Origin of the sequence: Micromonospora sp. NBC_00821, from assembly GCF_036347035.1 — a bacterium.
GTDB lineage: Bacteria > Actinomycetota > Actinomycetes > Mycobacteriales > Micromonosporaceae > Micromonospora > Micromonospora hortensis.
In genome coordinates, this window is record NZ_CP108880.1 from 976,870 (window position 1) to 1,000,887 (window position 24,018).

The following is a 24,018-nucleotide window of genomic DNA, read 5'->3' on the forward strand; positions in this document are numbered from 1 at the left end:
AGCTGCTGGCGCGCGGCGCGGGCGTCCGGGGCTTCCGCGTACCCTTGGGAAAGGCGTCCAGGTGCCCGCCGGCACCGGGACGCCTTGATCATGAAGGGTGGAACGTGGCGAACATCGTCAATCTGGACCGGGTGTCCAAGGGGTACGGCGCCGCCGGGCGGCTGCTCACGGACGTCTCGCTCGGCCTGGACGACGCCGACCGGATCGGCGTGGTCGGCCTCAACGGCGCCGGCAAGTCCACCCTGTTGCGACTGCTCACCAAGCAGGAGGACCCCGACGACGGTCGGGTGACCCACCGCCGTGACCTGCGTGTGCTCTGGCTGCCGCAGCAGCTCGCCCTCGCCCCCGAGGCCACCGTCCGGGACGTGGTGCTCGGCACCGCCTGGCTCGCCGAGGGCATGGGCGCCGAGCACGAGTGGGCCGGCGACTCCGGGGTGCGGGCCATCCTCGACGGCCTCGGCATGCCGCACCTCGGCCTCGACCAGCCGGTCGGCCCGATGTCCGGTGGCGAACGCCGCCGGGTGGCGCTCGCCGCGCTGCTCGTGCGCGACTCCGACCTGCTCATCCTCGACGAGCCCACCAACCACCTGGACGTCGGCGGGGTCGACTGGCTGGCCCGGCACCTGGTCGGCCGCAAGGGCGCCCTGGTCGTGGTCACCCACGACCGGTGGTTCCTGGACGCGGTCTGCACCAACACCTGGGAGGTCGCCGACCAGACCGTCCGCGCCTACGAGGGTGGCTTCGCCGCCTGGACCCTCGCCCGTGCCGAGCGTGAGCGGGTCGCCGCCGCCACCGAGGCCCGCCGGCAGAACCTGCTCCGCAAGGAGATCGCCTGGCTGCGTCGTGGCCCACCCGCCCGGACCTCCAAGCCGCAGTTCCGCATCGACGCCGCGAACGCGTTGATCGCCGACGTGCCGCCGGCGCGCGACACCATGTCGTTGCAGCGGATGGCCACCTCGCGGTTGGGCAAGCAGGTGTACGACCTGGAGAACGTCGAGCTGCACGCCGGCCCGAAGGAGATCCTTCGCGACGTCACCTGGCTGGTCGGCCCCGGCGACCGGATCGCGATCCTCGGCGCCAACGGCGCCGGCAAGACCACGCTGCTGCGGATGCTCGCCGGCATCACCCGCCCCGACGGCGGTCGCCTCGGCACCGGCTCGACAGTGCGGCCCGCGTTCCTCTCCCAGGAGCTCACCGAGCTGCCCGGGCACCTACGGGTGCTGGAGGCGGTGGAGGAGGTCGCCCGCCGGGTTCAGCTCGGCGACCGGGAGGTCTCCGCCTCTCAGCTCGCCGAGGTGTTCGGCTTCGACGACCGCCGCCTCTGGACCCCGGTCAGTGACCTCTCCGGTGGGGAACGCCGCCGGTTGCAGATGCTGAGGCTGCTGGCCGGCGAGCCCAACGTGCTGCTCTTCGACGAGCCCACCAACGACCTGGACACGGACACCCTCGCCTCGCTGGAGGACCTGCTCGACTCGTGGCCCGGCACGATCATCGTGGCCAGCCACGACCGGTACCTGATCGAGCGGGTCACCGACACGGCGTACGGGATGTTCGGCGACGGTCGGCTGGTGCACCTGCCGGGTGGCGTGGACGAATACCTCGCGCGGACCGCCGAGCGGGCCGGCTCTCCTCGGGCGGGCGCCACCTCGACCTCCGCGCCCGCTGCCCCCTCGGGAGGTGGCATGTCCGCCGCCGAGGTCCGTCAGGCCCGCAAGGAGCTGACCCGGCTGGAGCGGCAGCTCAGCAAGCTCGACCAGCGCGAGACCACGCTGCTCGATCAGCTCGCGGCGGACGCCACCGACTACGCCCGGGTCGCCGAGTTGGACACCCAGCTCAAGGATCTGCGCGCCGAACGGGAGCGGATCGAGGAGAGCTGGATGACCCTCGCCGAGGACCTGCCCGAGAGCTGACCGGCCGGGCGCGCCGGCCCGGGCCCCGTGTGCGGCGTCACACCACCACATGCGAGACAATCGTCGGCGACACCTACCCCACGGCGTTGGAGACACAGACATGGCACACACCCCCGTCAACCACCCCGCGCGGCCGATCTACCGGGCGATCGGCGGGCTGACCGGTCTGTACCTGGTCGTCTTCGGTGCGCTCGGCATCATCGCGAGCACCGGCAACGAGATCCTCGCCCAGGACGACACCCGGGTCCTCGGTCAGGGCACCAACCTCGGCTTCTCGCTGCTCAGCGTGCTGCTCGGGATCATCGTGCTGGTCGGCACCGCGCTCGGCCGCAACATCGACGTGGCGATCAACCAGTGGCTGGCGTACAGCCTCATGGTGGTCAGCCTGGCCGGTCTCGCGTTCATCCGGACCGACGCCAACATCTTCAACTTCAGCATCACCACGGTGGTCGTGGTGATGACTGCCGCCCTGGTGCTGCTCATGGTCGGCATGTACGGCAAGGTCGGCACCGAGGACGAGGCGGAGGCGTTCCAGAAGGCTCGTCTGGTTCTCTGAGCCCTTTTGGTTGCGGCCGTGGGTTTTCGCCGGAGCCCGAGCTGCTCCGGGCGGTCAGGCTTGATCCCTGCGCAGCTCGGGCTCCGGCGAAACCCTGACCCGGTCCAGCCTTCGGCGGACCTTCCGGCTTTGTGGTTCTTCGGACAGTCGGTCCTGCCTTGGGCGACAATTCCCCTGAAACGGTCACATCAGGGGGTCTGGGCATGCCGCATTTTCCGGTCAACCATCCGGCACGGCCGCTCTACCGGGTCCTCTCCGGGCTGATCGGCGTCTACATCCTGGTCTTCGGCGTGTGGGGCGTCGCCGAGACGATCGGGGATCCGCTCTTTGCCCGCACCAGCACCTGGGCCCTCGGCCTCCGGACCAACCTGGCCTTCTCGCTCGCCTCGGTGATCTTCGGGATCGTCCTGATCATCGGGGCCTCGCGGCGTACCAACCTCGGCCACTACATGAACCTCACAGCGGGCGTGGTGTTCCTGGTGACCAGCATCCTGATGATGTCGGTGCTGCAGACCGAAGCGAACTTTCTCAACTTCTCGATGTCGACAGTGGTCGTGTCGATGCTGTTCGGCCTGATCCTGCTCGGCACCGGCCTCTACGACAAGGTCGGCCCACCGGAATCCGCCGAGGCGGAGTTGGAGCACCGCAAGCACCCGGTGGCCGACGTGCACCGCCGCTGATCGAGGTCAGCTGCGCCGCGCGGTGATCAGCGTCGGCTTGGCCTCCAGGTGCGACAACCCGTTCCAGGCCAGGTTGACGAGGTGCGCCGCCACCGTCTCCTTGCGCGGCTTACGCACCTCCAACCACCAGCGACCGGTCAACGCCACCATGCCGACCAGCGCCTGCGAGTACAGCTCGGCGAGCTTCGGGTCGTACCCGCGGCTCTTGTACTCCGCGCCCAGGATGTGCTCGACCTGGTGCGCCACGTCGTTCATGACGCTGCTGAAGTTGGCAGTGCCGGACATCAGCGGCGACTCGCGGACCAGCACCCGGAAACCGCTGGTCTCCTCCTCGATGTAGGTCAGCAGGGCGAGCGCCGCTTGTTCCAGCAGCTCCCGCGGATGCCCTGCGGTCAACGCCGTGGTGATCCGGTCCAACAGGGCCCGGACCTCCCGGTCCACCACCACCGCGTAGAGCCCTTCCTTGCCACCGAAGTGCTCGTAGACCACCGGCTTGGAGACCTTGGCGCGGGCCGCCACCTCCTCGATGGAGGTGGCGTCGAAGCCGCGTTCGGCGAAGAGCTGCCGGCCGGTCGCGATCAACTGCTCCCGGCGTTGGGCCGCCGACATGCGGACCCGGGAGGGAGCTTTGGCCTTCGGCGCCGCCGTCGGCGTCGCCCGTCGGCCGCCGACAGCTGCCGCCGCGTCGTCGCTGACCTCGGGCATGTCGCCGCCTCGCTGGCGCTCGGTGACGCCCTGCCGTGGAATGGTTCCTCCGCTGTGCCCGTTCACGTCGTCGCCTCACTGTCGGGCGGTTCGACCGCCCTGACGCGCCGTTCGACCGTACCCGGATCGGGCTCGGCTCCCCGTCCGCCGAGCCGCCCGGTCCCCCCGCATGGCTCGGTCACCCGGCCATCCTGCCAGGCGGCATCCCCGTGCACCGCCCGGTTTCAGTGGGGTGCGACAGGCTTCACCAGCTTGGCGGCGAGTCGCTCGGGCTTCGGCCAGCGCACCTGCGTCGCCGCGCCGGTCTTCTCGAACAACCAGATCACCCGGGCGGAGATGTCCACCTGACCGCGCAACACGCCGTGCCGGGCGCTGGTCGGGTCGGCGTGGTGCAGGTTGTGCCAGCTCTCGCCGAACGACAGGATCGCCAGCGGCCAGAAGTTCGACGCGCGGTCGCCCTGGCGCATCGCGAACGGACGTTCACCGTAGACGTGGCACACCGAGTTGATCGCCCAGGTGACGTGGTGCAGCAGGCCGATCCGGACCAGCCCGGCCCAGAAGAACGCGGTCAGCGCGCCCTGCCAGGACCAGGTCACCAGGCCGCCGATCAGCGCCGGGCCGAGTAGTGAGATGGCCACCAGCGCGGGAAAGAGTCGGTCGACGCGGCTGATGTCCCGGTCGGCGATGAGGTCCGGTGCGAAACGCCCGCGATTGGACAGCTCCCGGCGGAACAGCCAGCCCACGTGCGCATGGAACAGGCCCCGGGTCAACGCCCAGAAGCTGGTGCCGAAGCGCCACGGCGAGTGCGGGTCGCCCTCCAGGTCGGAGAACGCGTGGTGACGCCTGTGGTCGGCGACCCACTGAATGATCTCGCCCTGCACCGCAAGCGATCCCGCGACCGCCAGAGTCACCCGAAGCCACCGCTTGGCCTTGAACGAGCCGTGCGTGAAGTAGCGGTGGAAACCGACGGTGATGCCGAGCCCGGAGACGACGTACCAGACCAGGCCGATGATGACGTCGGTCCAGCCCAGCCAGCCGCCCCACGCCACCGGCACGGCGATCAGCAGGGCGACGAAGGGGATCACCACGAAGGCCCAGAGGGCCGCCAGGATGCCGGGGGACTGGCTGCCGTCGGTGAGTGGTTTGGGGCCGGGGCCGGCGGTGTTGGAATCGAGCAGAGCAGTGGACATGGGACCTCGCAGGGGGATGGTAACGATCACGAAGCTACGCCTACGTCACCGTAACTTACGGCACCGTAGATCGCACGAGGAACTTTCGAATCGTCTTCGTGTAACTGCTCGAAGTCGCAGGTCAGCCGGCTCCGTGGCGGGTGCCTGACCGGTCCGGGAAGAGGGCGGCTGAGGCGCGGGCCGACGACTCCCGGAAGACCGGCGGCATCGACCACTCGCCCTGCGGCGGGATGAGCGCTGGCATCCGACGGCGGGGGCGCTAAGGTGTAGCGGCGGGATGTCCATCCCCTGTGCGACGTGCTCGCGTCGCTGATCGGCCGTGGTGTAATTGGCAACACCCGGGTCTTTGGTACCCGTATTTCAGGTTCGAACCCTGGCGGCCGAGCTGCCCACCTACGTCCGCTTTAGGGTCCGGTGGGGGTAAGAGAGGAACGTGCCGGGCCTCGCGGCTAGCATGGCCGCGAGAGTGTCCGCCGTCCCGACGGGAGCCACGTCGTGCCCCAGCCCCACCTCCGTACCGTCGTCGTACTTGCCGCCGGTGAGGGTAAGCGGATGAAGTCGGCACTGCCCAAGGTGCTGCACCCCCTGCTCGGTCGGACGCTCCTCGGTCACGTGCTGAGCGCCGCCGCACCGTTGGGCGCGGACCGCACCGTCGTCGTGGTGGGCCACGGCGCCGACCAGGTGCGGGCGCACCTGTCCGAGGTCGCCCCGGACGCCACTCCGGTGCTCCAGGCCGAGCAGCTCGGCACCGGGCATGCCGTACGAATCGCTCTGGAGGCCGTACCGGACGGTGCCGGCACCGTCGTGGTGATCAACGGTGACGTGCCCCTGCTGCGACCCGAGACGGTGGGCGCGCTGGTGACCGCGCACGAGGAGGCCTCCGCGGCGGCCACCGTGCTGGCCGCCGAGGTGCCCGACCCGACCGGCCTGGGACGGATCGTGCGGGACGCCGACGGTCGCTTGGAGCAGATCGTCGAGGAGCGTGACGCCGACACGACGCAGCGCGCCATCCGGGAGATCAACGCCGGCATCTACGCGTTCGACGCCGTGCGACTGCGCGAGGCGCTGGGCAAGCTCTCCACCGACAACGACCAGGGCGAGGAGTACCTGACCGACGTCTTCGGTCTGCTCCGTTCCGCCGGTGAGCCGGTCGCGGTGCACGTTGCCGTGGACCACGTCGAGACGTTGGGCTGCAACGACCGGGTGGAGCTGTCCACGCTGCGTCGACTACTGCGCGACCGGATCAACGAGGCGTGGATGCGCACCGGGGTGAGCCTGCTCGACCCCGCCACCACCTGGATCGACGTGACTGTCGCGCTGGACCGGGACGCGGTGGTCGACCAGAACACCCAGTTGCGCGGCGGCACTGTGGTCGGCGCGGGCGCGCTGATCGGGCCGGACGTCACCCTGATCGACACGATCGTCGGCCCCGCCGCGTCGGTGATCCGCAGTCACGCCGTCGGCGCCGAGGTGGGCGCGGGCGCAACCGTCGGGCCGTACGCGTACCTGCGGCCGGCCGCCCAGTTGGCCGAGAAGGCGAAGGTCGGCACGTTCGTCGAGGTGAAGAACTCGCAGATCGGCGCCGGCGCGAAGGTGCCGCACCTGACGTACGTCGGCGACGCGACGATCGGCGAGCAGACCAACATCGGCGCCGCGTCGGTCTTCGTGAACTACGACGGGGTCAACAAGCACCGCACCGTGATCGGCAGCCACGCGCGGACCGGTGCGGACAACATGTTCGTGGCACCGGTCGAGGTGGGCGACGGGGCGTACACGGCGGCTGGTTCGGTGATCGTCGACGACGTGCCGGCCGGAGCGATGGGCGTCGCCCGGGCGCGCCAGCGCAACATCGAGGGCTGGGTGGTCAAGCGGCGCGCCGGCACTGCCGCGGCGGAGGCGGCGCAGCGGGCCCGCGACGCGAAGGATGAGCAGCCGACCGGCGACGCGAAGGGTGCGTCCGGTACGACTGGTGCCGCAAGCCACAGTGAGGCAATCCACGGTGCGACCGAGACGGTGGGCGGCGCATCCGGCGCGGGAGATACTGCAACCGAATAGTCCCCGACCCACCACCACCGGGTCGGGTACCGCCGACATAACGGGAGCAGACGGGCCCATGGGCAGCATCGTCGCCGAAAACCGCAAAAGCCTGATGCTCTTTTCCGGACGTGGCTTTCCGGAGTTGGCCAAGGAGATCGGCGAGGTGCTCGGCGTCGCGCCGACGCCGGCCGACGCGTACGAGTTCGCCAACGGCGAGCTCTTCGTACGGTTCAAGGACTCGGTACGTGGTTCGGACGCCTTCGTGGTGCAGTCCGTCACGCACGGGGTGAACACCTGGGTCATGGAGACCCTGATCATGGTGGACGCGCTGAAGCGGGGGTCCGCCAAGCGGATCACAGTGGTGCTGCCGTTCTACCCGTACGCCCGTCAGGACAAGAAGCACCGTGGTCGGGAGCCGATCTCGGCCCGACTGGTGGCGGACCTGCTGAAGACCGCCGGCGCGAACCGCATCCTCACCGTCGACCTGCACACCGCGCAGATCCAGGGCTTCTTCGACGGCCCGGTGGACCACCTCTTCGCCATGGACATCCTGGCCGAGTACGTGGAACACAAGTACGCCGGCCGGCCGATGACAGTGGTGGCACCGGACTCGGGTCGGGTGCGGGTGGCAGAGCGGTGGACCGACCGGCTGGGCGGCTGCCCGCTGGCGTTCATCCACAAGACCCGTGACCCGATGAAGCCGAACCAGGTCGTGGCGAACCGGGTCGTCGGCGAGGTGGAGGGCCGGGTCTGCCTGATCGTCGACGACATGATCGACACCGGGGGCACCATCGCCAAGGCCGCCGACATCCTCAAGGAGTCGGGCGCTGCGGAGATCGTGGTCGCGTCCACCCACGCGCTGCTGTCCGACCCGGCCACCGAGCGGCTGAAGAACAGCTCGATCAGCGAGATCGTGGTGACGAACACCCTGCCGCTCCCGCCGGAGAAGCAGCTGGACAAGCTCACGGTGCTGTCGATCGCGCCGCTGCTGGCGCGTGCGATCCGCGAGGTCTTCGACGACGGCTCGGTGACCACCCTCTTCGGTGGTCTGAGCTGAGCCTGAGCCCCGTTTCCGCCACTCGACACGCTGGCGGGGGCGGGGCTGGCAAACTGGTCGAAACGGGGCCGGCACGCTGGTGGGAGCACCACCGACGCGCCGGTCCTGAGCCGTGATCGGGGACTGCCGGAAACCCTGGAAACAGCTCGGGTAGACTGGTGCGGTTGCCACGGCGAGGGTGCCCGGCGGGCCGCTGAAAAGCGCCGCACGGAGGCACCGTCATCGACGCGGTGCTCCGGGCAGTCGTTCATGACGCATGAGCCCCAGCGAGCCCCTCGCCCCAGCACCGTTAGACGACAAGCCGCCGCAGCGAAAAGCATCAGGAGTTTCCCCGTGTCCGAGGTAAAGATCAGCGCCGAGCCCCGTACCGAGTTCGGCAAGGGTGGTGCCCGCCGTACCCGCCGGGCCGGCAAGGTGCCCGCCGTGCTGTACGGCCACGGCGAGAAGCCCAAGCACATCGCGCTGCCGTCGCGGGAGTTCGCCGCCGCGATCCGCAAGGGTGGTGCCAACCAGCTCTTCGCGATCGACATCGCCGACGGCACCCAGGTGCTGGCGCTGCCGAAGGCGATCCAGCGTGACCCGATCCGCGACACCTTCGAGCACGTCGACCTGATCCTGGTCCGCCGGGGCGAGAAGGTCACCGTCGAGGTCCCGGTCCAGCTGACCGGCGAGGCCGCCCGGGACACCCTGATCGTGCACGACCACGACACCCTCTCGGTGACCGCGGACGCCACCAAGGTTCCGGACCACCTCGAGGCGTCGATCGAGGGCCTGGAGGCGGGCACCCTGGTGACTGCCGGCGATGTCAAGCTGCCGACCGGCGTCGAGCTGGCCGTCGACTCGGAGCTGACCGTCGCGTCGATCACCGCCGCCCCGACCGCCGAGCAGCTCGAGGCGACGCTGCCCGAGGTCGAGGCCGCCACCGACGAGGCCGAGGCCGAGGTCGGCGAGACCACCGAGGGCTCCGAGGGCGCGGACGGCGCCCCGGCCGAGGGCGCCGAGACGACCGAGGCGCGTACCGAGGCCTGATCGGTTCGTACTGTGCGACAGGCGTCCCCGGATGTTCGGGGGCGCCTGTCGGCATATCGGGAGTCGATGGGATGGGCGTCGGAAGGGACGGGTAGTGACGGACGAGGCGGGGCCGTGGCTGGTGGTCGGCCTGGGCAACCCGGGTCGGGAGTACGCCGGCAACCGGCACAACGTCGGGTTCATGGTGGCCGAGCTGCTGGCCGGGCGGGTGAGTGCGCGTTTCGGCAGGCACAAGCGGGCGGTGGCCGAGGTGGCCGAGGCGCGGCTCGGGTTCGGTGGGCCGAAGCTGGTGCTGGTGAAGCCACTGACGTACATGAACCTGTCCGGCGGGCCGGTAGCGGCGTTGGCACAGTTCTACAAGGTGCCGACGACGCAGGTGATCGCGGTGCATGACGAGCTGGACATCGACTTCGGTCAGGTGCGGATCAAGTTCGGTGGCGGCGAGGGCGGGCACAACGGCCTGCGTTCGATGTCGAAGTCGTTGGGGACGAAGGACTACGCCCGGGTGCGGTTCGGCGTCGGCCGACCGCCGGGGCGGCAGGATCCGGCGGATTACGTGCTGTCGGATTTTGGCGCGGCCGAGCGCAAGGAGCTCGATTTCCTGGTGGACCGGGCCGCCGACGTGGTGGAGTCGGTGATCACCAAGGGCGTGGAGCCGACCCAGAACCTCTACCACGGCGGCTGAGCCGGGCGGGGCGTACCCGAATCGGAAACGGCGGGCCGGTAGTCTGCGCCTTTCAGCGTGCCGCGACCGGCGACGCGAGTCGCGGCGGATCGGCCCGTGCGGGCAGCGCGGCGAGGCGACGGGAGCGGACAGATGAGCAGTCCTCCGATGATCGATGGCGCGTTCGCCCGATGGTTGGCGTCCCGGGCCGGGCAGGCGCTGCTCGACCTGCGTACGGAGATGGGTTTCGCCGACGCCGGTGCGCTGAAGTCGGCCGGGGACAAGGTGTCGCACGACCTGATCCGCACGGAGTTGGCGAAGTGGCGTCCGGGGGACGCGGTGCTCTCCGAGGAGGACGAGGGTTCCCGGTTGGCCTGGGCCGCGGAGGTGAACACCGGAGCGGTGTCCCGGTTGAACGCGGACCGGGTGTGGATCGTCGACCCGTTGGACGGCACCCGGGAGTTCTCCGAGGAGGGCCGCTCGGACTGGGCGGTGCACGTGGCGCTCTGGGCGCGCAACGCGCCGAGCCCGCACGGGCTCATCGCCGGGGCGGTGGGGCTGCCGGCGCAGCACCGGGTGCTGGGCACTGACTACCCGCCGGCGTACCCGCCGATGACAGTGGAGGCGGCGACGGCCGGCGAGCGGAAGATCCGCCTGGCCGCGAGCCGGAGCCGGCCGCCGGTCTTCCTGACCGATCTGGCCGAGGACGTCGGGGCGCACCTGGTGCCGATGGGCTCGGCCGGAGCGAAAATCGCCGCAGTGGTCACCGGCGAGGTGGACGCGTACATCCACGCAGGTGGGCAGTACGAGTGGGACTCGGCAGCCCCGATCGCTGTGGCGACGGCCACCGGACTGCACGCTTCCCGGATCGACGGTTCTGCGCTGAAATACAACGAGGCGGATCCGCGGCTGCCTGACCTCCTGGTCTGCCGCGAGGATCTCGCCACCCGGTTGCTTGCAGCGCTGCAGAAGCATTCCGGGTAGCCTGAGCGAACTTTCTTGACATGCCCGACCGGAAAGGTCTGGAAATCGGATGAGCGAGCGAATCGAGCCGGTGTCATGACCACCCCCGCGGCGTACCAGGTCTCCCACCTGGACGCCTTGGAAGCGGAGAGCATCTTCGTGATGCGCGAGGTGGTCGCCGAGATGGAACGCCCGGTGATGCTCTTCTCCGGTGGCAAGGATTCGATCGTCATGCTGCGGCTCGCGCAGAAGGCGTTCGCCCCGGCCAACGTCCCCTTCCCGGTCATGCACGTCGACACCGGGCACAACTTCCCCGAGGTCCTCGAATACCGCGACCAACGGGTCGCGGAGTTGGGGTTGCAACTGGTGGTGGCGAGCGTGCCGGAGGCCCTGGCCAGCGGCATGGTCCGGGAGTCCGGTGACGGCATGCGCAACCGGATCCAGACACCGGTCCTGCTGGACGCGGTGGAGAAGCACCGCTTCGACGCGCTGTTCGGTGGCGCCCGCCGGGACGAGGAGAAGGCCCGGGCGAAGGAGCGGGTGTTCAGCTTCCGGGACGAGTTCGGTCAGTGGGACCCGAAGAACCAGCGACCGGAGTTGTGGTCGCTCTACAACGGCCGGCACCACCCGGGCGAGTCGATCCGCGTCTTCCCGCTGTCCAACTGGACCGAGCTGGACGTCTGGCACTACATCGCCCGGGAGCGCATCCCGCTGCCGTCGATCTACTACGCCCACGAGCGTGAGGTGATCGAGCGGGACGGCATGTTCTACGCCGTCAACGAGTTCTTCCGTCCGCGCGCGGGTGAGGAGCGGTTCAAAGCGCAGGTGCGCTACCGCACCGTCGGCGACGCCTCCTGCACCGCCGCGGTCCGTTCCGACGCGGACACCGTGGAGAAGGTCATCGAGGAGGTGGCGGCCACCCGGATCACCGAGCGCGGCGCCACCCGTGGTGACGACCGGGTCAGTGAGGCCGCCATGGAAGACCGCAAGCGGGAGGGCTACTTCTGATGAGCACCGAGATCGTGGCGTCCGCGAATGCGGAGGCCCAGGCTGCCACCGGGGCCGGGCCGGAGGCCCGGGCTATGGACCTGCTGAGGTTCGCCACCGCCGGCAGCGTGGACGACGGGAAGTCGACCCTGATCGGGCGGCTGCTCTACGACACCAAGTCGCTCTTCACCGACCAGTTGGCCGCCGTGGAGGCGGTCAGCGCGGCCCGTGGTGACGAATACACCAACCTGGCGTTGCTCACCGACGGTCTGCGGGCCGAGCGGGAGCAGGGCATCACCATCGACGTGGCGTACCGGTACTTCGCCACCCCCCGGCGCAAGTTCATCATCGCCGACACTCCGGGCCACATCCAGTACACCCGCAACATGGTCACCGGCGCGTCGACGGCGGACCTGGCGTTGATCCTGGTGGACGCGCGCAAGGGCCTCGTCGAGCAGTCCCGCCGGCACGCGTTCCTCTGCTCCCTGCTGCGGGTGCCGCACCTGGTCCTCTGTGTCAACAAGATGGACCTGGTCGACTGGTCGCAGGAGGTCTACGAGCGGATCGCCGACGAGTTCACAGCGTTCGCGGCGAAGCTCGACGCACCGGACCTGACAGTGGTGCCGGTCTCCGCGTTGCGCGGCGACAACATCGTCACCCGGTCGGACAACATGCCCTGGTACGAGGGCCCGTCGCTGCTGCACCACCTGGAGCGGGTGCACATCGCCAGCGACCGCAACCTGGTCGACGTCCGGTTCCCGGTGCAGTACGTGATCCGTCCGCAGTCCACCACTGTCACCGACTACCGCGGCTACGCCGGCCAGGTCGCCTCCGGCGTGCTGAAGCCGGGTGACGAGGTGATGGTGCTGCCCTCCGGCTTCACCAGCCGGATCGCCGCCGTGGAGACCGCCGACGGGCCGGTGCCGGAAGCGTTCCCGCCGATGTCGGTGACGGTACGACTGGCCGACGAGATCGACATCTCGCGGGGTGACCTGATCTGCCGGCCGAACAACGCACCGGCGGTGGCGCAGGACATCGAGGCGATGGTCTGCTGGATGGACGAGACGGCCCCGCTGCGGGTCGGCGCCCGGTACGCGATCAAGCACACCACCCGGTCGGCACGGGCGATCGTGCGCGGGCTGCACTACCGGCTGGACATCAACTCCCTGCACCGCGACGAGTCCGCCGACGAACTGCGGCTCAACGAGATCGGCCGGGTGCGACTGCGCACGACGGTGCCGCTGCTGGCCGACGAGTACCGCCGTAACCGCACCACCGGCGGTTTCGTCATCATCGACGAGGCGACCAACCGCACGGTAGGCGCCGCCATGATCGTCGAAGCCAGCTAACCCCACCCCGCCGGCAAGCCCGAGCCCGCCCGCCCGCCCGCAAGATCGCGCTCGATCCATGAAGTAGTGGCCTCACCCAACGGGTGAGGCCACTACTTCCATGAACAAGCACGATCCCCACCCCGCCCCGCCTCCCACTCCCCCACCCCCCTCCGCCTGCGGCGGGTGATCAAGAGGTTTGCGTCAGGATTCGGGCCCGAATTGACGCAAACCTCTTGATCACCGGCTGGGGTGGGGGGTGGGTGGGTGGGTGGGGGTGGGTGGGAGGGGGTGGGTGGGGGCGGTTCGGGTTAGGGCAGGCGGGTGGCGCCGGGGGAGGGGAGGACCGTCACGGTGCCGGGGGCGGTGAAACCTCGTTGCGCGTACGCGTCGGTCACGGCGGCGGCTACCGCGTCGGCACTGTCGGCCTCGATCAGCGCGAGCACGCAGCCGCCGAAGCCGCCCCCGGTCATCCGGGCACCCAGCGCGCCAGCCGCCAATGCCGCCTCGACCGCGGTGTCGATCTCCGGCACGGTGATCTCGAAGTCGTCACGCATCGAGACGTGGGAGGCGGTCAGCAGCGGACCGATGTCGCGGACCCGGGCGGCGCGGAGCAGCGCCACAGTGTCCAGTACGCGCTGGTCCTCGGTCACCACGTGCCGGACTCGTCGCCGGGTCTCCTCGTCGTCGAGCTGCGCCAACGCGGCGTCGAGCTGGTCGACGCCCACGTCGCGCAGGGCGGCAACGCCGAGCGCGTTGGCCCCGGCCTCACAGGAGCGACGGCGGGCCGCGTACTCCCCGTCGGCGTGGCGGTGCGGCGCCCGGCTGTCGATGACCAGCACAGCCAGCCCGTCGGCGTCCAGGTCGAACGGGATGTGCTCGACCGACTCGTCGCGACAGTCCAGGAAGAGGGCGTGCCCGGCGCGGCAACGGATGGCCGCGGACTGGTCCATGATCCCGGTCGGCGCGCCCACGTAGACGTTCTCCGCCCGTTGCGCCAGCCGGGGTTGCAGTTCGGGGGCGAGCTCCAGCTCGCCGAGGTCGAGCAGGGCGGCCAGCACTGCCGACTCCAGCGCGGCCGAGGAGGAGAGCCCCGCGCCCAGTGGCACGTCGGAGGCGATCGCCAGCCGGGCGCCCGGCACCGGGTGACCGGCCTCCCGCAGCGCCCAGACCACGCCCGCGACGTACGCGCCCCAGCCGGTGACCCGACCCGGCTCGGCGACGTCGTCCGCGCCGAAGGTGATCGCCTCGCCGGAGAGCTCGGACCAGACCGTCCAGTGCTCCCCGTCCTGTCGGTCGGCAGCGACGACGGTACGCATCGGCAGGGCGAACGGCAGCACGAAACCTTCGTTGTAGTCGGTGTGCTCACCGATCAGGTTGACCCGGCCCGGGGCCGCCCAGCGGCCGGCAGCCTCGGCACCGAACTGCGCGGAGAAGCCGGCCGTAGCCCGCTCGGCGACATCATCGCTCGGGTGATTCATGACTGGCCCAGGATGTGCGTGCGGTAGAACGCCCAGGCATCCCCGACCATGTCGTGCAGGGTCGGCTTCTGCGGCACCCAGCCCAGCTCCTCGCGGGCCAGCGCGGACGACGCCACCAGCTCGGCCGGGTCGCCCTCGCGGCGCGGGGCGACCTCGACGGGCAGTTGGTGCCCGGTGACCTCGCGGACCACGTCGACGACCTGCCGGTTGGTGAAGCCGTTGCCGTTGCCCAGGTTGTAGATCCGGTGCTGGCCGCCGGTGGCCGCGTCCAGCGCCAGCAGATGCGCGCGGGCCAGGTCGGCGACGTGGATGTAGTCGCGGACGCAGGTGCCGTCGACTGTGGGGTAGTCGTCCCCGAAGAGCTGGAGCTTCTCCCGCCGGCCGGCGGCGACGTCCAGCGCGATCGGGATCAGGTGCGTCTCCGGGTCGTGCCGCTCGCCGAGTGTGATCTCGCCGTCGAGGTGGGCGCCGGCCACGTTGAAGTAGCGCAGCGACACGGCGGCCAGCCCGTGCGCGATCGCCTCGGAGGTGAGTGCCATGTCGGCGGCGAGTTTGGTGGCGCCGTACGTGTTGGTGGGCGCCTTTACCGCGTTCTCGGTGATGGGCAGCTCGGTGGGGTTGCCGTAGACGGCGGCGGTGGAGGAGAAGACCATCCGGGGCACCCCGGCGGCCCGTACCGCGTCGATCAGGGCGAGCGTGCCGATGGTGTTGTTGTGCCAGTACAGCTCCGGCTTGACCATCGACTCGCCGGCGGCGATCAGGGCGGCGAAGTGCAGCACCCCGTCGAACCCGGCGCTCGCGGTGACGACCCGGGCGGCGTCGTGGATGGACGCCTCCACGTGGGTGGCGTCCGGGGCGAGGGCCTCGCGGTGGCCGGTGCGCAGGTCGTCCAGGATGACCACCTGGTGACCCGCGTCGAGCAGCATCCGGGTCACCACGCTCCCGATGAAGCCGGCGCCCCCGGTGACGAGCAGTTTCACGTCGTTGCCTCCTGCCTGGCCCGCCCGGGACGTGGCCCTTCGGTGATCACACTAGGGCGGTGGTCGGCGCTCTCGCCGTCGCCACCGTCAACCCCATTCCATCATAATCTATCATGATTAAACAGAGCCGAACATCTCTCGGCCGCTCCGCGTGATCCCCGGCGTGGTGGGCCCACGGTGTCTACCATCTCTGTCATGCGGGAAGCGGCCCGTACCGGGCTCCGGCGACACGCGCGGGCACACCCCCGCCGCGACCCTGGCCCGCTCGCCCGGGCCGTCGCCCGGGTGCTGGTGCGCGCCGCGGATGGCGCCACCCGACTCGTCACCGATCTGCTCGGGACCGGTCCGACGGCCGGCCGGGAGCACATCTCCGAGGCTGATCTGCGGGACCTGGTGGCGGCGAACACGGTGCTCGACCCGGACGAGCGGCGGATCATCGACGAGGTCCTGGTGGCCGGTGCCAGTCTGATCCGCGAGGTGATGATGCCGCGCACCGAGGTGGTCTTCCTCCCGGCGCGGCTGACCATCGTCGAAGCCGCCCGACTGGTCCGCGCCGAAACGCACACCCGTTACCCGGTCACCGACGGCACGCACGACGACGTGGTCGGCTTCGTGCACCTCCGTGACGTACTGCTGCGCCCGGACGCCGACCCGTGCGTCACCGTCGGCGAGTTGGCCCGCGAGGTGAAGCGGCTTCCGGGCAGTAAACGGGTGCTCGCCGCGCTGACCGAGATGCGCCGCGAGGGCCAGCACCTCGCGGTGGTGGTCGACGAGTACGGCGGCACGGCCGGGATCGTCACCCTGGAGGACCTCATCGAGGAGTTGGTCGGCGAGATCCACGACGAGTACGACGCCACCCCGGACCCGGTGCACGCCGGCCTGCCCGCCGTTGTGGACGGCCGCCTCAACCTCGCTGACTTCGCCGAGCGGACCGGGGTGGCCCTACCCGCCGGACCGTACGAGACGGTGGGCGGGTTCGTCATGGCCGCGCTGGGCCGGCTCCCGGTGACCGGCGACGAGGTGCCGGTGCCGGGCGCGCCCACCGCCGAGGTCGGCGCGCCCGATCCGGCCGAGATGCCGGCCGGCTGGCTGCTGCGGGTCCTCGCGTTGGACGGCCGCCGGGTGGCCCAACTCGCCGTCTCCGCCGCCCGCACCGAGCAGCGCCACGAGCAGAACACCGAACAGAGCACCGAACAGAGCACCGAGCAGAGCACCGAGCAGAGCACCGAGCAGAGCACCGGGCAGAGCACCGGGCGGCGCCGCGAGTCCGCGTCGGCCTCGGCAGGTGGCCCCGAGCCGGCCCGGGAGGCGATGGCGGGGCAGCACCGCCGGGTCGCGGTCGGGCCGACGCGCCGGGTCGGCGCGGGCGAACCACGCGAGGTCAGCACCCCGGCACCGGCGGGCCGGAGCCGACCCGCCGGCCCGTCATGACGGACCGGGGTGCTTGCTGACAGAATTATCGCCATGTCCGACGTTCCCGCCCGGCCCCGCGTCTTCTCCGGCATCCAGCCGACAGCCGACTCGTTCCATCTCGGCAACTATCTCGGCGCGGTGCGGCACTGGGTGGCGCTGCAGGACACCCACGACGCGTTCTACTGCGTGGTGGACCTGCACGCCATCACCGCGGGGCACGACCCGGCGCTGCTGCGTCAGCGGACCCGGGTGGCCGCGGCCCAGCTCTTCGCGGTTGGGCTCGACCCGGAGCGCAGCACCCTGTTCGTCCAGTCGCAGGTGCCCGAGCACCCGCAGCTGGCCTGGGTGCTCGGCTGCATCACGGGCTTCGGCGAGGCCAGCCGGATGACCCAGTTCAAGGACAAGTCGCAGAAGCAGGGTAACGAGCGGGCCAGCGTCGGGCTGTTCACCTATCCGGTCCTCCAGGCCGCCGACATCCTGCTGTACCAGGCCAACGCGGTCCCGGTCGGCGAGGACCAGCGCCAGCACCTGGAGCTCTCCCGGGATCTGGCCCAGCGCTTCAACTCGCTGTTCGGCGCGACGTTCACGGTGCCCGCGCCGCACATCGTCAAGGACACTGCCAAGATCACTGACCTGCAGGACCCGACCGCGAAGATGTCGAAGTCGTCGTCCTCGCCGGCCGGCATCATCGACCTGCTCGACGATCCGGCCCGATCCGCGAAGAAGATCCGTTCGGCGGTGACTGACACCGGCCGGGAGATCGTCTTCGACGCCGAGACCAAGCCGGGTGTGTCCAACCTGTTGACCATCTACTCGGCGCTCAGCGGCCGCGGCATCGACGAGTTGGTGGCCGCGTTCGCGGGCCGCGGCTACGGCGATCTGAAGAAGGAGCTGGCCGAGGTGGTGACGGACTTCGTCCGGCCGATCCAGGAGCGCACCCGCGCCTACCTCGACGATCCGGCGCAGTTGGACAAGCTGCTCGCGGCCGGCGCGGAGAAGGCCCGTGCGGTGGCCGCGACGACCCTGCGGTCCGCGTACGAGCGGGTTGGGTTCTTCCCGCCCGTGCGCGGCGAGTAGCTCCCGCGGTACAGGTGGACGGCTCGGTGGTCGGAGGGGCGGCGCGAAGCGTGGATCGCAGTGGCGGGGTGCCGCCGGCCGGCGACACCATCCAGATCGGCATCGCGGTGGACATCCCCGAGCCGTGGGGTGCCCTGCTCACCCGGCGGCGGGTCGAGGCCGGTGATCCGCTGGCGGTGCCCGCGCACGTGACGTTGCTCGGGCCCACCGAGATCCGGACGGCGAACCTGCCGGCGGTCGAGCGGCACCTGGCCGCCGTCGCCGCCGGGCACCTGCCGTTCACGCTGCACCTGCGGGGCACCGGCACGTTCCGTCCGGTCACCCAGGTGGTGTTCGTCGCGGTGGCCGCCGGGATCAGCGAGTGCGAGCTGCTGGCCGCGGCAATCGCCGCGGCGCCGGGCCTGCACCGCGAGCTCCGCTTCCCGTACCATCCGCACGTCACAGTGGCTCAGGACGTCGCACCGGAGGCTCTGGACAAGGTGTACGAGGATCTGGCCGACTTCTCCGCGATGTTCGAGGTCGACGGGTTCACCCTCTTCTCGCACAGCGGGCAGGCCAGGTGGCAGCCGCGTCGGGACTTCTGCCTCGGCAACTGAAACGCCGGCAACCGAGCCGTCAGCACCTGAAGCATCTGCGACGCGCCGGCCGGCGAGCATCGGAAGCCGGTTGCCACTACAGCGGTGGGAGATCGGCGAGGATGACCGCGTGAACGTGATCGGCCGGATCGAGACGGGCATCGACCGCTGGGTGAGCGCCGCGCGCCACCGGTCGGGGCTCTTCGATCATGTCTGGCGGGCCGGGGTGCTGTACGGCGAGGTGCTGGCCGGCCGGTTGGCCGCCGCGATCGCCTACTACGGCTTCTTCGCCGTGTTCGCCCTCGCCCTGGTCGCGTTCTCCATCTTCGGGGCGATCCTCGAGGACAACGACGAGGTCAGCGCGGCGGCGGCCGACTTCCTCAAGGAGAACCTGCCGTTCCTGGACGCCGAGCAGATCGCCAACTCCAGCGGCACCGTCGGTGTGGTGGGCCTGGTCATCCTGGTCTTCACCGGGATCGGTTGGGTCGAGGCCATCCGGTCCTCGCAGCGGTTGATGTACCAGCTCAACCAGCAGCCGGGCAATCTGGTGGTGCGGCGACTCGTCGACCTGGGCGTGATGATCGGCGTCTTCGTGCTGCTCGGCGTCTCGGTCGCGGCTGTGGACGCGTTGGAGTCGCTGCTGCGTTTCCTGCTGCGCAGCACCGGGTCGGTGGGTCTGACCACCATCAGCGCGGTGCTCAGCGTGCTGGTCAACACCGTGCTCGCCACCGCGTTGCTGCTGGCCGTGCCTCGGCTGCGGATGAGCCGGTCCCGGTTGCGTCCGGTGGTGGTGCTGGTGGCTGTCGGCATCACGCTGCTCAACACCGTCGGGCGATACTACGTGGTGCGGACCGAGCGGAACCCGGCGTACACGGTGGTGGCCGGCGCCGTCGGTCTGCTGCTGTACCTCTACCTGCTCAACCAGTTGGTGCTGTTCGGCGCGGCGCTCCTGGCGACCAGCACCAACGGCCGAGTGGTGGACCTGGCGGAAACCCCCGCCCCACCGAGGGATGTCGATGAGGGCATCGACCCCGGTACGCCGGGCGGTGCGGGCTGATGACGGAAGGCGCGCAGGTGCTGATCTCGGTCGACCCGGACTCGTCGGTGCCCCCGTACGAGCAGGTGCGCGTGCAGCTCGCCGAGCTGATCGGCGACGGCCGGTTGCCGGTGGGCAGCCGTCTGCCCACCGTCCGGCAGCTCGCCGCCGACCTGCGGTTGGCCGCGAACACTGTGGCCCGCGCCTATCGGGAGCTGGAGGCGGCCGGGCTGCTGAAGACCCGGGGGCGCAACGGCACCTTCGTCGCCCCCGGGCGGAACGACGCCGTCGACAGGTTGCAGCAGGCGGCGGCCGGCTACGCGGCGGAGGCCGCCCGGCTCGGCGTGCCGCCGGCCACCGCGCTCGCCCTGGTCCGCGCGGCCCTGGATGCGGTCCGTCCCGGCTGACCGGCCGCCGATCGACCGCCGGTCGGGCGATAACTGAGCGGAACGGCGTCGTCGCTCGCGTTCGCGGACCATGATGAGCCGGTGGGCGCACTCATGACACTGGACCTGCCGGCGGACTCACCGCTCCTCGGCCTGCCATGGATCATCACTTTCGGTCCGCTCGGTGACCTCGACGAGTGGGAGCCGGTGGTCTGCGGGCCGTACGAGCGACCGCACGCGTTGGCCCTGGCCGAGGCGGTGGTGGCCGAGGAGCAGTTGATGGCAGTGGTGGAGCCGTTGCTGCCGGCGCTGTCCGCCGACGAGATCCGCAGCGAGATCACCGCAGCGCAGGTCGCCGCCGAGGACGAGGCCCGTCAGGTGGAGGGGGCCGACCTGTACGGGGACTTCGAGGACGTGATCGACGAGGAGTTGGACGCGGCGGCCGACGAGGCCGGCCACGGTGAGCCCGCCGAACCGCCGGACGAGGCAGAGGTACGCGCCGGCTTCACCCGGATCGCGGCGCTGCTCACCGCGAAGTGAGACCTCAGCGGGTCGGCGCGCGGTCCAGCACGCAGAACTCGTTGCCCTCGGGATCGGCGAGCACCGTGAACTGTTCGGTCCCGGTCTGCCCGACGTCGACCTGCCGCGCGCCGAGGCTCAGCAGCCGCCGTACCTCGGACTGGGGGTCGGTGTCCGCGACCAGGTCGAGGTGCAGCCGGTTCTTGCCCCGCTTGGCGGTGCCCGAGCCCTGCAACCACACTGTGGGCGCGGCGGCGGACGGCTGCCCCGGCGGCCAGAGCTTGGCGCTGCCGTCGTCGCCCTTCTCGACCTCGTAGCCGAGCGCCGCGGACCAGAACGAGACCATCAGGTCCAGGTCCTCGACGTCGAGCGTGCACTGGGCGATCCGTACCACCATGGGGGTCACCTCCGTAGTGATGGTGCCCGATTCGGTACCCGCGCCATCCGCGGATCTAACCTGCGGGTGGCACACGGACACCGGCGCCACGCGGAGCGGACTCCGCGCGGCGCCGGTGGCACCTCACCCCCCACCACAAGGGGCCGGTAGCCCAGTCGCCCGTCGGCGCGGGGCACGACGAACGACCAGGTCGAGAACGAGTTACCCGTTCAGCGCCGTTCCAACCAGACTGCCGCGTCAATTGGCAGCAGCTGGCCGGAGCCCTGTTCGGTGAGCTCGTCGCTGGCGACGAGCGGCTGACCGTACCCGTCGATCAGGACCGGCGCGCCGCTGAAGTTGACCACGCAGGTCAGCACTGTCGCGTCGGCGGAGCGGCGGGAGAAGGCCAGCACGCCCGGCTCGCTCTCCCGCCAGGTGACCCCGTCGGCGTCGAGGGCGAGCGCGGGATGCTCGTGGCGGATGCGGAGCGCGGTCCGGTACAGCTCCAGGGTCGAGCCGGGCACGTCGGTCTGCGCCGTGACGGACAGCGCCTGCCAGAGCGCCGGGGCGGGTAGCCAGCTCAGCTCACTGCCGGCCGGCCCGAAGCCGTACGGGGCCAGCTCGCCGCTCCACGGGATGGGCACCCGGCAGCCGTCGCGGCTCTCGCCGGTGCGCAGGAACGCCGGGTCCTGGCGCAGCTCGTCGGGGAGGTCGAGGACCTCTGGAAGGCCCAGTTCCTCGCCCTGGTAGAGGTAGGCGCAGCCGGGCAGGGCGAGCATCAGCAGGCTGGCGGACCGGGCTCGGCGCAGCCCTTCGACGCCGTCGCCGTACCGGGTGACGTGCCGCTGCTTGTCGTGGTTGGACAGCACCCAGGTGGTCGGCGCTCCGACGACTGTCGCCTCGGCCAACGCGGTGTCGATCACCTTGCGGAACGAGTCGGCCGACCAGGTGGCGTCCAGGAAGTCGAAGCTGAACGCCTGGTGCAACTCGTCCGGACCGATGTAGCGGGCCAGGCGCTGTGGCGTCTCGGCCCACGCCTCGGCGACCGCCATCCGACCGCCCGGGTAGCTGTCCAGGATGGGCCGCCAGGCCCGGTAGATCTCGTGCACCTCGTCCTGGTCGAAGTACGGCAGCCGGCCCTTGCCGAGCAGTTCGACCTGGCGCTGGCCGGTGGTCGCCGAGCTGAAGCCGACGTCCGGCAGCCCTTCCGCCTTGATCATGCCGTGCGCCACGTCGACGCGGAATCCGTCGACGCCCCGGTCCAGCCAGAACCGCAGCACGTCCTCGAACTCGGCGCGGACCTCCGGGTGACGCCAGTTCAGGTCCGGCTGCGAAGGGTCGAACAGGTGCAGATACCATTGACCGTCAGCGATCCGGGTCCAGGCGGGGCCGCCGAAGATGCTCTCCCAGTCGTTCGGGGGCAACTCGCCGTGCGTGCCCTGACCGTCGGCGAAGAGGTAGCGGGCCCGTTCCGGTGAGCCGGGGCCGGCGGCGAGCGCCGCGGTGAACCAGTGGTGCGCGCTGGAGGTGTGGTTGGGCACCAGGTCGACGATGATCCGCAGGCCTTGGGCGTGCGCGTCGGTGATCATCGCGTCGAAGTCGGCGAGGGTGCCGAACATCGGGTCGACGTCCCGGTAGTCGGCCACGTCGTACCCGCCGTCGATCATCGGCGAGGTGTAGAAGGGGGTCAGCCAGAGCGCGTCCACCCCGAGGTCGCGCAGGTACGGCAGGCGCTGCCGGATGCCCTGGAGGTCGCCGGTGCCGTCGCCGTCGCTGTCGGCGAAGCTGCGGACGTACACCTGATAGACGACGGCGGAGCGCCACCAGTCGTCGTCGGTGGCGTGCGGCGGGATGGTGGTGCTGATCATTCGAGCAATATGCCGGCCCGCCGCTGCAAGAGTCAAGCAGATCTTGCGTAAGAAAGGCGTGCGGAACTCGGCGCGACAGCTGTGGAGCCGCGCACCACCAGCTCCGGGCGGAACAGGTACTCCGAGTGCGGGGCGCCGTGCCCGTTGATCTCGTCCACCAGGGCGCGGACGGCGGCCACCGCCATCGCGGTGACCGGCTGCCGCATGGTGGTCAGCGGCGGATCGGTGAAAGCCATCAGTGGGGAGTCGTCATAGCCGACCACGGAGAGGCCATTGGGGACGTCGAGGCCGCGTTGGCGGGCGGCTCGGATCGCGCCGAGCGCCATCAGGTCGGAGCCGCAGACCACGCCGGTGACGCCGCGGTCCAACAGGCGGCCGGCCGCCGCCTCGCCACCCTCCACTCCGAACAGTGACAGCTCGGCCAGCGGACCCAGGTCGGCTTCGGCGACCCCGGCCAGCCGGGTCATCGCGGAGCGCCAGCCAGCCACCTTGCGCTGCACCGGGACGAACCGGTCCGGGCCGGTGATCAGGCCGATCCGTCGGTGCCCGAGCGCGACCAGGTGGGCGACGGCCAGTTCGGCCGCTTCCCGATCGTCGCAGGAGACGAAGGGCGCGCCGATGCCGGGCACGTAGCCGTTGATCATCACGACCGGCAACGGTCGGGCGAGCAGCGCCCGGTAGCGGTCGTGGTTGGCGGCCGTGTCGGCGTGCAGACCGGAGACGAAGACGATCCCGGAGACCTGTCGGTCCAGCAGCATCTCCACGTACTCGTCCTCGGTCACGCCGCCGGCGCTCTGGGTGCAGAGCACCGGGGTGAAACCGCTCTGCGCCAGTGTGGACTCGATGACCTGGGCGAAGGCGGGGAAGATCGGGTTGTCCAGCTCCGGCACCACCAGGCCGACCAGGCCGGCGCTGCGCTTACGCAGCCGGGCCGGGCGCTCGTACCCGAGCACGTCGAGGGCGGTGAGGACGGCCTGCCGGGTCTCGGGGGCCACGCCGGGGCGGTCGTTGAGCACCCGCGACACCGTGGCCTCGCTGACTTCGGCCTGCTGGGCGATGTCGGACAGTCGAGCGCGCATGGCGGCACTTTAGCCCACCGGCAAGTTCTTGCGGGGTGCTCTGCAAGCCCTTCCATAACTTGCAACGCCTTGCTAACGTCCCCGCAACATGCGATAGCAGCGGCGCAGCATCCATGCGCCGG

General features: G+C 70.5%; 22 protein-coding genes, 1 tRNA gene and 1 pseudogene. 17 read left to right on the forward strand and 7 right to left on the reverse strand.

All coding sequences use genetic code 11. The annotated features are described in order from the left end of the window. Positions 1 to 104: 104 nt before the first annotated feature. The 3 genes from OHB44_RS04665 to OHB44_RS04675 all read left to right on the forward strand — a co-directional run bounded on the left by OHB44_RS04665 (position 105) and on the right by OHB44_RS04675 (position 3,146). Positions 105 to 1,910, forward strand: coding sequence for an ABC-F family ATP-binding cassette domain-containing protein (locus tag OHB44_RS04665; protein ID WP_330439717.1), 1,806 nt, complete (start codon positions 105 to 107; stop codon positions 1,908 to 1,910). Between the two features lie 100 nt (positions 1,911 to 2,010). Beyond that, complete coding sequence (locus tag OHB44_RS04670; RefSeq protein ID WP_238683603.1) at positions 2,011 to 2,466, forward strand: DUF4383 domain-containing protein; 456 nt, start codon at positions 2,011 to 2,013, stop codon at positions 2,464 to 2,466. A 203-nt stretch (positions 2,467 to 2,669) separates the two neighbouring features. After that, a complete protein-coding gene (locus tag OHB44_RS04675; RefSeq protein ID WP_238683602.1) occupies positions 2,670 to 3,146 on the forward strand; it encodes a DUF4383 domain-containing protein in 477 nt (158 codons plus the stop codon). A gap of 6 nt (positions 3,147 to 3,152) precedes the next feature. Here OHB44_RS04675 and OHB44_RS04680 read toward each other — a convergent pair whose 3' ends face one another. Continuing rightward, positions 3,153 to 3,851, reverse strand: a complete 699-nt coding sequence (locus OHB44_RS04680) for a TetR/AcrR family transcriptional regulator (RefSeq protein WP_330439718.1) — start codon at positions 3,849 to 3,851, stop codon at positions 3,153 to 3,155. 224 nt (positions 3,852 to 4,075) lie between these two features. Further along, positions 4,076 to 5,041, reverse strand: coding sequence for an acyl-CoA desaturase (locus OHB44_RS04685; RefSeq protein ID WP_238683600.1), 966 nt, complete (start codon positions 5,039 to 5,041; stop codon positions 4,076 to 4,078). 313 nt (positions 5,042 to 5,354) lie between these two features. Between OHB44_RS04685 and OHB44_RS04690 the strand changes: the two genes are divergently transcribed. The 8 genes from OHB44_RS04690 (at position 5,355) to OHB44_RS04725 (ending at position 13,127) form a co-directional block, all read left to right on the forward strand. Next, positions 5,355 to 5,426 (forward strand) — tRNA-Gln (locus OHB44_RS04690). Positions 5,427 to 5,536: 110 nt separating this feature from the next. Continuing rightward, positions 5,537 to 7,096: a bifunctional UDP-N-acetylglucosamine diphosphorylase/glucosamine-1-phosphate N-acetyltransferase GlmU gene (gene glmU, locus OHB44_RS04695; RefSeq protein ID WP_308193639.1), complete on the forward strand. Its 1,560-nt coding sequence runs from the start codon at positions 5,537 to 5,539 to the stop codon at positions 7,094 to 7,096. Between the two features lie 58 nt (positions 7,097 to 7,154). Continuing rightward, positions 7,155 to 8,135, forward strand: coding sequence for a ribose-phosphate diphosphokinase (locus OHB44_RS04700; protein WP_091394633.1), 981 nt, complete (start codon positions 7,155 to 7,157; stop codon positions 8,133 to 8,135). Positions 8,136 to 8,468: 333 nt separating this feature from the next. Then, positions 8,469 to 9,164 carry a 50S ribosomal protein L25/general stress protein Ctc gene (locus tag OHB44_RS04705; protein WP_266303712.1) on the forward strand — a complete coding sequence of 232 codons (696 nt, stop codon included), beginning with the start codon at positions 8,469 to 8,471 and terminating at the stop codon, positions 9,162 to 9,164. Positions 9,165 to 9,258: 94 nt separating this feature from the next. Then, positions 9,259 to 9,849, forward strand: a complete 591-nt coding sequence (gene pth / locus OHB44_RS04710; protein WP_266303711.1) for an aminoacyl-tRNA hydrolase — start codon at positions 9,259 to 9,261, stop codon at positions 9,847 to 9,849. 132 nt (positions 9,850 to 9,981) lie between these two features. Next, the gene (locus OHB44_RS04715) at positions 9,982 to 10,812 is read left to right on the forward strand and encodes a 3'(2'),5'-bisphosphate nucleotidase CysQ (protein ID WP_330439719.1); all 831 of its coding nucleotides are present in this window, start codon (positions 9,982 to 9,984) and stop codon (positions 10,810 to 10,812) included. Positions 10,813 to 10,887: 75 nt separating this feature from the next. Beyond that, entirely contained in the window at positions 10,888 to 11,799 is a 912-nt protein-coding gene (gene cysD / locus OHB44_RS04720; protein ID WP_091394617.1) for a sulfate adenylyltransferase subunit CysD, read from the forward strand. Continuing rightward, positions 11,799 to 13,127: a sulfate adenylyltransferase subunit 1 gene (locus OHB44_RS04725; RefSeq protein WP_442932652.1), complete on the forward strand. Its 1,329-nt coding sequence runs from the start codon at positions 11,799 to 11,801 to the stop codon at positions 13,125 to 13,127. The genes cysD and OHB44_RS04725 overlap by 1 nt, the downstream gene beginning before the upstream one ends. 290 nt (positions 13,128 to 13,417) lie before the next feature. On the opposite strand, the gene galK is transcribed toward OHB44_RS04725, so the two are convergent. Further along, the gene (gene galK / locus OHB44_RS04730) at positions 13,418 to 14,587 is read right to left on the reverse strand and encodes a galactokinase (protein WP_330439720.1); all 1,170 of its coding nucleotides are present in this window, start codon (positions 14,585 to 14,587) and stop codon (positions 13,418 to 13,420) included. Next, positions 14,584 to 15,567, reverse strand: coding sequence for a UDP-glucose 4-epimerase GalE (gene galE, locus OHB44_RS04735; protein ID WP_330439721.1), 984 nt, complete (start codon positions 15,565 to 15,567; stop codon positions 14,584 to 14,586). The genes galK and galE overlap by 4 nt, the downstream gene beginning before the upstream one ends. Before the next feature lie 195 nt (positions 15,568 to 15,762). Between galE and OHB44_RS04740 the strand changes: the two are divergent. The 6 genes and pseudogenes from OHB44_RS04740 to OHB44_RS04765 all read left to right on the forward strand — a co-directional run. Further along, positions 15,763 to 16,737: pseudogene (locus OHB44_RS04740) on the forward strand (hemolysin family protein); the annotation flags it as partial. A 294-nt stretch (positions 16,738 to 17,031) separates the two neighbouring features. Next, complete coding sequence (gene trpS, locus OHB44_RS04745; protein ID WP_238683594.1) at positions 17,032 to 18,057, forward strand: tryptophan--tRNA ligase; 1,026 nt, start codon at positions 17,032 to 17,034, stop codon at positions 18,055 to 18,057. Positions 18,058 to 18,071: 14 nt separating this feature from the next. After that, positions 18,072 to 18,653: a 2'-5' RNA ligase family protein gene (locus tag OHB44_RS04750; RefSeq protein ID WP_372488292.1), complete on the forward strand. Its 582-nt coding sequence runs from the start codon at positions 18,072 to 18,074 to the stop codon at positions 18,651 to 18,653. Positions 18,654 to 18,762: 109 nt separating this feature from the next. After that, the gene (locus tag OHB44_RS04755; RefSeq protein WP_266303707.1) at positions 18,763 to 19,689 is read left to right on the forward strand and encodes a YihY/virulence factor BrkB family protein; all 927 of its coding nucleotides are present in this window, start codon (positions 18,763 to 18,765) and stop codon (positions 19,687 to 19,689) included. Continuing rightward, positions 19,689 to 20,075, forward strand: a complete 387-nt coding sequence (locus OHB44_RS04760; RefSeq protein WP_238683591.1) for a GntR family transcriptional regulator — start codon at positions 19,689 to 19,691, stop codon at positions 20,073 to 20,075. The genes OHB44_RS04755 and OHB44_RS04760 overlap by 1 nt, the downstream gene beginning before the upstream one ends. Positions 20,076 to 20,156: 81 nt before the next feature. After that, on the forward strand, positions 20,157 to 20,594 hold the full coding sequence (locus tag OHB44_RS04765; RefSeq protein WP_330439722.1) for a hypothetical protein: 438 nt from the start codon (positions 20,157 to 20,159) through the stop codon (positions 20,592 to 20,594). Positions 20,595 to 20,598: 4 nt separating this feature from the next. On the opposite strand, the gene OHB44_RS04770 is transcribed toward OHB44_RS04765, so the two are convergent. From OHB44_RS04770 to OHB44_RS04780, 3 genes are all read right to left on the reverse strand, one after another. Beyond that, positions 20,599 to 20,970, reverse strand: coding sequence for a VOC family protein (locus OHB44_RS04770; protein WP_238683590.1), 372 nt, complete (start codon positions 20,968 to 20,970; stop codon positions 20,599 to 20,601). Positions 20,971 to 21,179: 209 nt separating this feature from the next. Beyond that, positions 21,180 to 22,817 (reverse strand): glycoside hydrolase family 13 protein, encoded by a 1,638-nt coding sequence (locus tag OHB44_RS04775; protein ID WP_330439723.1) that lies wholly within the window; start codon positions 22,815 to 22,817, stop codon positions 21,180 to 21,182. A 32-nt stretch (positions 22,818 to 22,849) separates the two neighbouring features. Beyond that, a complete protein-coding gene (locus tag OHB44_RS04780; RefSeq protein ID WP_330439724.1) occupies positions 22,850 to 23,896 on the reverse strand; it encodes a LacI family DNA-binding transcriptional regulator in 1,047 nt (348 codons plus the stop codon). Between the last annotated feature and the right edge of the window lie 122 nt (positions 23,897 to 24,018).